The organism is Paenibacillus sp. P3E, assembly GCF_001909045.1.
Classification (GTDB): Bacteria; Bacillota; Bacilli; order Paenibacillales; family Paenibacillaceae; genus Paenibacillus_AQ; species Paenibacillus_AQ helianthi.
In genome coordinates this window covers 1-1,446 of record NZ_LVWH01000104.1, presented here as the reverse complement: position 1 = coordinate 1,446, position 1,446 = coordinate 1, and the positions used below count along the sequence as shown (strand labels likewise).

Genomic DNA, 1,446 nt, shown 5'->3' with positions numbered 1-1,446 from the left:
TACCGCTGGTGCATCAGTTGTTCCGCCAGGAGCATGGCTGAGTAGCTACGTACGGACGGGATAAGCGCTGAAAGCATCTAAGCGTGAAGCCCCCCTCAAGATGAGATTTCCCAGTATGTAAGACCCCTTGAAGACGACGAGGTAGATAGGTTGGAGGTGGAAGCACGGCAACGTGTGGAGCTGACCAATACTAATCGGTCGAGGGCTTATCCAAATCATAAAACGCAGATTCGTTTCGGATTCAGTTTTCAGGAATCAAGTTCTGATTCATGAGGCCCAAGAGGTTAAGTGAAAAAGATTTGTTTTCAGCATTTGGCGATGCTGAGACCTGAATGATGCATTTGCACCGCAAATGCCCGTTTGGTGGCGATAGCGGAGGGGTTCCACGCGTACCCATCCCGAACACGACCGTTAAGCCCTCCAGCGCCGATGGTACTTGGACCGAAGGGTCCTGGGAGAGTAGGACGCCGCCAAGCACATGTAGCCATTGTTGAGCAATCGACAATGGCTTTTTTGTACATATTAATAAATATGATATCTTGGTGGTGGCTCTTATAATAATTTGGTTGAATGGCGCGTTTGGTTCCGGGAAGACATCAGTTGCTTATGAACTGCATCGCAGGCTGCCTCAGTCCTTTGTTTTTGACCCTGAAAATACTGGATATTATCTTAGAGAAAACATCCCGCATGTCATGTCAAAAATAGATTTCCAGGATTATACTCTCTGGCGAGAAATTAATTATCAAATGTTGAAATACATAGACTCTGAATACCGTGGGACGGTTATCGTACCGATGACAGTGGCTGATCCAATATATTTCATGGAGATCATTGGAAGACTAAGGGAGGAGGGAATACTGATTAGTCAGTTCACCTTACGGGCCTCCCGTGAAACGCTGTTAACAAGATTGCGCAGCCGTGGAGAGGAGGAAAACTCATGGGCTGCCCAACAAATTGATAGATGTGTTGAGGGCTTGAACCATGAGGTGTTCCACTATCATTTGGACACAGAGCAGCTGTCAATAGAAGATGTGGTAGAGTGTATTGCATCGCAGTTGGATATCACACTATTGCCAAGGACCAGTTGAAATCAAAATGAAATATTTATATTGCTATATCCTGTTAAACTTGATATAATATTTTTTGTTGTCGAAAAGAATAATAATATCTAAGGCTCGTTGGTCAAGGGGTTAAGACACCTCCCTTTCACGGAGGTAACATGGGTTCGAATCCCATACGAGTCATTGTTTTAATTTGAAGGTTATAATAATGTTTGCATTTTGCGTGAGAATGTGTTAAGATCATTAAGTTGCTTCTTTCAATGGAGGCTTAGCTCAGCTGGGAGAGCATCTGCCTTACAAGCAGAGGGTCGGGGGTTCGAACCCCTCAGCCTCCACCAGGGAAACATTATTATATAGAATTTTTTATTACTGACGCGGGGTGGAG

At 44.7% G+C, this 1,446-nt stretch carries 1 protein-coding gene, 2 tRNA genes and 2 rRNA genes; all 5 read left to right on the top strand.

Going from position 1 to position 1,446, the window contains the following annotated elements; all coding sequences use genetic code 11:
* A 23S ribosomal RNA gene (locus A3842_RS10115) occupies window positions 1-214 on the top strand; the annotation flags it as partial.
* A gap of 145 nt (window positions 215-359) precedes the next feature.
* Window positions 360-476, top strand: a 5S ribosomal RNA gene (gene rrf / locus A3842_RS10110).
* A 69-nt stretch (window positions 477-545) separates the two neighbouring features.
* A complete protein-coding gene (locus tag A3842_RS10105; protein WP_256701644.1) occupies window positions 546-1,088 on the top strand; it encodes an AAA family ATPase in 543 nt (180 codons plus the stop codon).
* An 84-nt stretch (window positions 1,089-1,172) separates the two neighbouring features.
* Window positions 1,173-1,244, top strand: a tRNA-Glu gene (locus A3842_RS10100).
* A 79-nt stretch (window positions 1,245-1,323) separates the two neighbouring features.
* Window positions 1,324-1,399: transfer RNA gene (locus A3842_RS10095), tRNA-Val, on the top strand.
* Window positions 1,400-1,446 lie beyond the last annotated feature (47 nt).